Source organism: Shewanella sp. 10N.286.52.A9, assembly GCF_041468985.1.
GTDB classification, from domain to species: domain Bacteria; phylum Pseudomonadota; class Gammaproteobacteria; order Enterobacterales; family Shewanellaceae; genus Shewanella; species Shewanella japonica.
In genome coordinates this window covers 97,943-107,181 of the sequence record NZ_JBFRJQ010000025.1, presented here as the reverse complement: position 1 = coordinate 107,181, position 9,239 = coordinate 97,943, and the positions used below count along the sequence as shown (strand labels likewise).

Here is a 9,239-nt window from a genome sequence, read left to right as displayed (position 1 = left end):
CATTTACCTTCGCCACACTTACCTTCTTTGGCTTTTTCTTCGCCACCATCAAGTTGGTAGCCGGCATTCATTTGTTCGAAGCCAAATGGGTTAGCTTCAACTTGAGTAGAAACACCTGCTGTTAATACCACTGCACCTAACGCCATTGCTACTGTAGTTTGCTTTACTGAGTTCATAATAATCTTCCTTATATTCAAACTTTATAATGGTGACCAACAACTAACAGTGCTGGCTTACAATTTAATAGACCTAATCACGTTTACTTTTATTTCACATAATTTGATCTAAATCATAATTATTTTCAAAATTTCTTGCTAGAGAATAATTTATAGTTGTAAGCATAGTGTAAAAATAGGATTTATCTAGCTGATATTTATCATTAAAATTAAGTAATCATGTACCCAGCTACTTTTTGATGATTTATAAATGAATTTGTATAACAAATCAAAGTCGCTAGAATAGCGCTCCTTTTACTGATTACAGGTTGAACCGTGCGCGTAGTATTAGCCCCTATGGAAGGCGTCATTGATGACTTGATGCGAGAAATATTGTCTGAAATTAATCCATATGACTTGGTGGTGACTGAGTTCGTTAGGGTTGTCAGCCAATTACTTCCAGAAAAAGTCTATTACAAATTATGTCCTGAACTGCGCAATGGCGGCTTAACCGCCTCTGGTACGCCGGTACGTATTCAACTGTTAGGCCAACACCCAAGTGTCATGGCTGAAAATGCACACAGAGCAGTTGAACTTGGCTCACAAGGTGTCGATGCTAATTTCGGTTGTCCTGCAAAAATGGTTAATCGAAGTAAAGGCGGCGCAGTATTATTGCAATACCCTGATACCATCCACGATATTGTTAAAGCTATGCGTGACGCTGTACCGAATGAGCAACCTGTTACCGCTAAAATCCGTTTAGGTTTTGAAAACAAGTCACTCTTTATGGAAAATGCGTTAGCTGTTTATGAAGCTGGTGCCAGTGAAATTGCAATTCATGCCAGAAGTAAAGTTGATGGCTATAAGCCACCAGCTTATTGGGAGTACATTACTGAAGTGCGTAAACGATTACCTATTCCAGTTATCGCCAATGGTGAAATTTGGAGTCGTGAAGATGCAATAAGATGCATGGATGTCACTGGCTGTGACAACATCATGCTAGGGCGCGGAGCAATGTCATTACCAAACTTAGCTGCAGCAATTAAAGGGGAGCAAGCACCTTATACTTGGGCTCAAACGTTAAGTTTGTTGCTACGTTACACCCAAAAACAATTAATTGGTAAGAAGTCAGACTATTACCCTGCAAGAGTTAAGCAGTGGTTTACCTACCTTAATAAACAATACCCAGAAGCCGATGCGTTATTTAGAGACCTACGTGTATTAAAAACCACAGATGAAATTGTCGCCATACTAGAAAAAACCTACGAACAACAAAATCGTTAATTTCATAAAAAAGCTTCATTAGTACGTATTAATATTAACGAAACTTAATATTTGTTTGCTTAAATGAAGCTTTGAATTGATCTCCATCATAACAATACTAGCCGATGACGTTAGACTAAATACCCAGATAAGCGATTAAGTAATTAGGTCATTTTGTGAGTATTCAAGAAATACAGCAATCATTAATGCAAAGAGAAGCGCAGCTTAAATATGAGTTAGTGCATCAATTAAATCAAAAAGGTCATGTGCAAAGTGCCTCACAAAGCCACTTTAATATGAGCTTAACCGAGCTTATTGAATTAATGAGTCAGCAGAATTTAACTGACACTCCGCTATTTGGTCAATTAACACGCCTAGATGCCGCATTATGCCAATTAGAGTTAGGTTTGTATGGCTTATGTTCAGATTGCGAATCCGATATTGAACCTGAGCGACTAGCAGCAGACCCTACCGAGCAGCGATGCGCTTGCTGTGCAGAGAAACACCGTAATGAACATCGACAAGAGCTGCGACTAAGCCATTAAAATATAAAGTGCCATTAAAAAATAGCGTGTCACTTAAATATCGAGAGTCACTAAACTATCGAGACTCACTCGCGTATACAGTGATTCATAAAAGTCACCTTCCCCATCATCTTAATACTGCTCGATTTTAATCGTATCGCTTTTGAGATATAAAAAAACCTCCGACTAGCGGAGGTTTTTTTTAGCGTAAATTCACTTTAGAATTTTTGATTAATACGTAGGTAGTAAGTACGACCTAGAACATCATACAAGTCAGTATTGACATCGCGGTAACCTGAGAAGTCGTACCAAGTTGGTGCTTCTTCATCAAATACGTTGTTAATACCTACTGTAATCGTACCGTTCCAATCATGGGTGTAACCGAACTGGATATTATGCTTAAAGTAATCCGGTGTATCTGTGACATAGTCATAGCCTAGATCACGCCAGTATTGACCAGATTGGCTACCAATATACACAGTAGTCCACGCTGCATTAAAGTCATTGTAGTACCATGCAGCAGCTAAATTACCACGCCATTGTGGATAATCTTGAATACCTGCTAAATCGATCGCAATAGACTCTTCATTCGCTTGCTCTTCAAATTCTAATACGTGTGTCATATCAACTTTGAAGTTAAAGTCACCGAAACCGGTTTCTAAATTATATGAGGTAGCAAAATCTAAACCACTGGTAGCAACCGAAGACATATTAATGTAACCACTTTCTATGTATTCAATTTTACCGTCTGCCCCACGAGTCACAAAGTCTGAGCTACCATTAAGCTTTTCGTCACGAATGACATCTGTAGCACTAACCGCTTCAATCTTGTTATCGTAAGTAATGTCGTAGTAAGAAAGCTCAAGACTCCAAGCATCAGTTACATTCCAAACAGCGCCTAAAGTAAGAGAGTTACCTTCTTCAGCTTCTAAGTCAGGGTTACCACCAAACCATGTTTTATGTTGATTACCCGTTGCACAATAGTTTTCATCAGAACCGTTATTAGCTTCACACCATACTGAGTCATAAGCAGTTTCAAAACTTAGAGATTGAGATGAGAACATTTCGCCCATATTAGGAGCACGGAATGAATCACCATAACTTGCACGGACTAATAAGCTATCCACAGGACGCCAGCTAACACCAATTTTAGGTACGACGGCATCAAAAGTAGATGAATTAGTCACAACACCCGTAGCACCCGTTAGCGAGCCTTCTTGCTCATAACGTTCATAACGTACAGCTAACGATACATCAACGTTGGCAGGTAAGCCCATTTGTATCTCAGTGTATGCAGCTGTACGATCACGCTCTGCATCGACATCATCACCACCCGAACCACCAGAAATGATACCCGCAGCAGACTCAGGATCTGATGTTTGCTTGAAGTTGATCATTTCGTACTCTGCACCCACTAACATAGCCAGTGTAAAGTTGTCGCTATCAATAAACGTTGTAGAAGCAAGGCCATCAATTTGAGTGCTATCAAACTTACCTTGGTAAACACCAGTATGATTTGCTGCACTATAAAGAGCAGTCATGGTTTGATCCCATTCATCATAGCTCATGCCACTGGTGTTAAAGATATCGTAGTTACCAGTGTCAATTTCACTTTGAATAATGTCATCATTAATCAAATTGTAGTTAAATGAATTAGTTGTAGAACCTGAGTATTGGGCATTAATCTCCCAATCGATACCATTACCAATGTCAGCAAAACCAACAAAGCCACCTAACATGTCGTAGTTATTTGTTTCAGTTAACGTATCACGCTCACCTATTTGAACTGAACGCATGTAAAGCGTCATGTCTTCACCCGTTGGGTTATAGACATTGTCCGCAGACATAACTGGGTAATTGGTAGAAACTGGTGTTCCGGCATAACGAGTGTTGGTTTCACTTAATGATGCAGAACCACGACCACGAAATTGAATATCATCGGTAATATCATAACTAAAGTTGGTCATAAACGAGTTACGCGTCATGTCACCAAATAACTTTGTTACTTCGCCATAACTGTAATAACAGCGACCGTTGTTATTACCATCAGTACCATTTACGACATTTTCTGTGTCATCACACATTTCTGAGTTTGAATAGAACTCATAAATGTCTTCACCATCCTCATCGACTCTACCAGTATTGTAATAGCCGTTTGGAACTGAACTGAATGAACTATAATCACCATAAGAATCATCATCCATGTTCCAGATATCGCGATCCATCACAGCTTTAGTATCGTAATACTCATAGGTAAAAGTGATATTACCTTTATCCGTATTGTAACCAGTTGCAATTGAGAATCGAGTTGCATCCCCACCTTCAACATCTGGCATTTCCATGCTGTAATCTAATTGAACACCTTCAAACTCTTTTTTCGTAATGATGTTAATTACACCAGCAACCGCATCCGAGCCGTAAACAGCTGACGCACCATCACGTAAAATCTCGATACGTTCTACAATAGCGATTGGAATTTGTGATGTATCAGCAGTAGAACCAGAACTAGAACTCGTTCCTGGCATACGACGACCATCTAATAATACCAAGGTAGCTTGTGAGCCAAGGCCACGCATGTTAATTGAGCTAGTTGCACTTGCACCAGAGCCATAACCAGACGTACCACGCCATGAACCAAATGCGTTGATAGATGAGTTGTTAAGTACATCAGCAACTGTTTTTTCACCAGTCAGTGCAATATCAGCAGCACTTAAGACTGTTACAGGTGAAGATGTTTCCATATCCACTTGCTTAATACGTGAACCTGTCACTTCTATTCTTTCTACTTTTTCAGCTTCTTCAGCAAAAGCGATACCTGAAAAAGCCAACGATGCTGCTGTTGCAGCTAGAATACTGCGACGAATCGCCTTAGCTGTTAGCGTTAATGAACTCATGTAAATCTCCCTGAACGTTAAATCTCATAACGTATTGACTTTTTATTGTTTTATTTAGTTATAGCGAAGTTAAGACCTCACATTGATACTGTTAAAACAACCCAAAAGCTTCAACAAGAGACACAGCCATTTAACGGGCAGGATACAAATTAATACATATTAGCAAATAGTATCAAAAGGTAACTAGCACAAAATTATATATTACAAGAAGTTACATTAAAACAACTGTTTTACAGCCAAACAGCTCAAAGCGGTTACAACTAGTAACCATTGAAAATGTAAGGTTACTTTTCGTTAACGCTCAATAACATGGTAAATTTTGTGCACTTTTTAAGAGCGAAACAAAAAAAAATCTCGGCCCATTGGCCGAGATTTTTAACATTTAACCTTAACTTACAAGGTAAATTTTGTGATTTAGAACTTCACGCTAGCACGAACGAAGAAGTAACGACCTAATACATCATAAGTGTACGGATCGGTATTTGAATCGTTGTTACCAGAGTAGTATGGAGGCTGCTCATCTAATACGTTATTCACACCACCTGACAATCTAACAGTTTCGTTAATATCGTAAGATGCTGAGATATCGTGGTAAACGATTGAGTCAACTGAAGGCGCGTAACAGTCACTTGGGTCATCTTTACAAGCAAATGAATCCATACCGTCGATGTAACGTGCTTCATAAGTAGCAGACCAGTCATCACCAGCAGCAGTTAAGTTAAAGTTAGTCTTTAACTCTGCGTATGCACCTACACCACCTGTGATGTAACCTTTATAGTCAATTACATTTCCATCTTGGTCATACTCTTCATAAGTATCTAAGATAGAAGTATCAAGACCTGCTTTCCAATCTAAACCTAAGCCTTCAAATGTGTAAGCTAAGTTAATATCGAAACCAGATGTATTTGTTTCACCGATATTTTGTAAACCATTATCAAAACTAATACGACCAGTGTTGTCAATTTCAATGTTTGAAGACTGACATAATGCAGTACCTTCATTGATCTTGTTACCGTTTGCATCTAAACACTGATTAGCAATGTAGTTCGAATCTACTGAAGTAATAGTATTTGTAATACCGATATCGTAGTAATCAACAGTTAAAGATAACCCTTCAACGAAGCTTGGAGAGTAAACCAAACCAATCGTCGTGATATCAGCTTCTTCTGGTGTTAGATCTGGATTACCACCAACAGTTACTTCAGCTTGAGTTTGATCTGTTGCAGGGTGAACAATTTGGTCGAATGATGGAGACTTACCACCAAATAACTCAGATACTGTAGGTGCACGGAATGCAGTTGATTGACCACCACGGATCATCAAGTCATCGAATACACGCCAAGTTAAGCCCAATTTCCAAGTCGTATCATCACCAAATGTGCTGTAATCGAAGTAACGAATAGCTGCACTTAAGTCAACTTGCTCAAGTAAAGGAACATCACTGATAAGTGGAATAGCAAGCTCTACGTATGCTTCATTTACATCAAATGAACCAGAAGTTGCTTCTACACGTGGGTCATTTGCAAGACCTTGAGCAGTTAATGAATCAGGAGTGAAATAAGCAGACTCTTTACGGAATTCATAACCAGCAGCAAAGCCCATAGTACCAGCAGGAAGATCTACAATGTCACCAGCAAGAGAAAGTGCTGCGATATCTAACTCACTACCACCAGCGTTCACTTCTGTGTATACGAATGGAGCAATACTGTCACCCATCCAAGAAGATTGTAAGAAAGGATCAAATTCTTGAGCTTGAACAGCATCATTAATTGAACCAATGTTATGTAAGTTAGCTAAAGTATCAACTGAGTCGTTCTTACCTTTGTTGTAAGATGCATCCCAAGTCCAACCATTGTCGAACTCACCTTCTAGTCCAACAACTAAACGAATAGTATCAACAACTTGAGAGAAGTCACGAGAACCAGACTCAACCATACGACGACCATAATCAACAAGCTCGCCATCTTCTACCCATGGAAGCAGTTCATCTGTCATCCAACCACCAGCAGAAATTGGTTGGTATTCCCAAGATTCACTGTTCCAAATTGGTTGAGGTGCCATCTGTTGATCTGACCAACGCTTAGAGTACATAGCTTCAGAGAAGAACATAACGTTATCAGAAAGCTCGTAAGTACCAGCCATGCTTAAGTTTAAACGCTCCATTGGCGTAGATAAGAAACTAGAAGCTGAGTAGTTATAACGATCTGCATCAGTGAACTCATGATATTCACCACCACGACCACTTAAATCTGCGCCATTAGCACCCCAAATATGACCACCTTCAGAGTATGAACTACCTGCACAATATAGGCCGTCAGCACCTTCAGCGATAGGACAATCAGAGAAATCACGGTCTGCTTGGCTTGCATCGCCACGCTTAGTGTACTGAGCGTTAATAACAACATTACCTTTATCGAATGTGTTACCCATAGTGAAATCAAGGCTAGTTTCATCTGCATCGCCTTCACCAGAAATACCTGTTTGTACGTTTAGCTCTAAACCATCAAAGTCACGTTTTAAGATAACGTTTACAACACCAGCAATAGCATCTGTACCATATACAGCAGATGCGCCGTCTTTAAGTACTTCAACACGTTGGATCATTGAAACTGGAATGGTGTTTAAATCAACTGAAGATGCTGCACCAGTACCAGATGCAATCATACGACGACCGTTAACTAAAACAAGAGTACGGTTTGAACCAAGACCACGTAGGTTTACACGAGCGTTACCACCTGAACCATTGTTTACAGCAGCGTTAGTCATCGCGCCGCCAGATGCGGTCATTTTTTGTAAAACGTCATCAATAGATGTAGCGCCAGATGCGATAATAGATGAAGCATCAATAACACTTACTGGGCTAGCAGTTTCCATATCGGTACGTTTAATACGTGAACCGGTTACTGCAATTCTTTCTACTTTTTCTGCTTGTGCTTCTTCAGCCATTACACTAGCTGAAAAAACAGAACCTGTTGCTACAGTCGTTGCTGCAATTGTCAATAAGCCACGGCGAATAGCCTTAGCTGTTAAAGATACTGAACTCATTATAATACTCCCTTCGCTATGTCATATATAAAGTCATAACGTTATATTTTTTATTTTTTAGGTTAAACATTTAATTAACCGAGAGCATTATTGTTAAATAAAATCACATTAGTCAACATCTATTACAAATTAATAACGTTTGAAATTAGAATGGTTACACTAAAAGCTTAACACCTGTTATAAATATGTTAAATCATTATTTATCATACACTTAAATAAAATAACGCACCACATGTAACATCAACATGATATATTTGTTAAACAAAGGTAACACCGAACATTAATTGTGAGCACTATTTGATCAAAAAGGTTAAATCTAAATTAAAATATAGAAAATAAATAAACATTAATGAGACAATATTTAACAAATAATTAACTTAAGTAACAAATTAAATTTTAAAAATATTTATTTATTCGTACACAATTTGACGAGTAAATTATAAAAATGTGCATTTTTAGGCATATTAAAAGCAAAGAATATGAAAAATCAGTGTGTGTTTGATAAACAGCCAAAGAATAGCTGCATATAAAGTGAATAAAACAAGAATAACTATGCAAAAAGTAACAAGGTTGTGATGAAAAGAGAAATTAAAGCAGCCAGATAAGATAATGCAGCAATGGGATTGCTTACTGCCTCTTAAACTGACATTGGATACCATTTAATTTAAGTAAAATAAGTCTTCGTCAACATTGCACAACAAAAAAGGAGCCATAAGGCTCCTTTTAGCGTCATTCAATTAAGAATTAACGAGTGCGTGCACATAACTCTTCAGCACTGAAGAAGTAAGCAACTTCACGCTCAGCAGATGCTACAGAATCAGAACCGTGAGCAGCGTTCTCATCGATGCTTTCAGCGAAATCAGCACGGATAGTTCCTTCAGCAGCTTCAGCTGGGTTAGTAGCACCTAAAATTTCACGGTGAGCTAGAACAGCATTTTCGCCTTCAAGCGTTTGAACCATGATTGGGCCAGAAGTCATGAATGCAACTAAAGCACCAAAGAAAGGACGTTCGCTGTGCTCAGCGTAGAAGCCTTCAGCTTGCTCTTTGCTTAAGTGAACCATTTTAGCAGCAATGATTTTCAGGCCAGCAGTTTCAAAACGGTTGTAGATAGCGCCAATGTGGTTTTTTGCAACAGCATCAGGCTTAATGATAGAAAAAGTACGTTCGATAGCCATGAAAAGCTTCCTTCTTAAATATACGGGTTTTAAATTCGCGCGGATTATACGAAATTTACGCCAACATGCATAGGGTTAATAGCGTCACATAATCAAAATGTAACCTTGTGACCTAGGTAATACAGAAATTGTGATAAGCCTCAAGCCAATTTAGCCATAAACAAAGCTAATTAAAGCTAATT

At 38.7% G+C, this 9,239-nt stretch carries 5 protein-coding genes; 2 read left to right on the top strand and 3 right to left on the bottom strand.

Annotation, left to right across the window (positions count from 1 at the left end):
- Nucleotides 1–491 precede the first annotated feature (491 nt).
- Together AB4128_RS16170 and AB4128_RS16165 are read left to right on the top strand one after the other, a co-directional pair.
- Complete coding sequence (locus AB4128_RS16170) at nt 492–1,439, top strand: tRNA-dihydrouridine synthase (RefSeq protein WP_372038274.1); 948 nt, start codon at nt 492–494, stop codon at nt 1,437–1,439.
- Between the two features lie 155 nt (nt 1,440–1,594).
- A complete protein-coding gene (locus AB4128_RS16165; RefSeq protein ID WP_055024658.1) occupies nt 1,595–1,963 on the top strand; it encodes a TraR/DksA C4-type zinc finger protein in 369 nt (122 codons plus the stop codon).
- Nucleotides 1,964–2,160: 197 nt separating this feature from the next.
- On the opposite strand, the gene AB4128_RS16160 is transcribed toward AB4128_RS16165, so the two are convergent.
- The 3 genes from AB4128_RS16160 to ndk all read right to left on the bottom strand — a co-directional run bounded on the left by AB4128_RS16160 (nt 2,161) and on the right by ndk (nt 9,057).
- Entirely contained in the window at nt 2,161–4,836 is a 2,676-nt protein-coding gene (locus tag AB4128_RS16160) for a TonB-dependent receptor (protein WP_055024659.1), read from the bottom strand.
- Nucleotides 4,837–5,250: 414 nt separating this feature from the next.
- On the bottom strand, nt 5,251–7,881 hold the full coding sequence (locus tag AB4128_RS16155; protein ID WP_055024660.1) for a TonB-dependent siderophore receptor: 2,631 nt from the start codon (nt 7,879–7,881) through the stop codon (nt 5,251–5,253).
- A gap of 744 nt (nt 7,882–8,625) precedes the next feature.
- Entirely contained in the window at nt 8,626–9,057 is a 432-nt protein-coding gene (ndk, locus tag AB4128_RS16150) for a nucleoside-diphosphate kinase (RefSeq protein WP_055024661.1), read from the bottom strand.
- Nucleotides 9,058–9,239 lie beyond the last annotated feature (182 nt).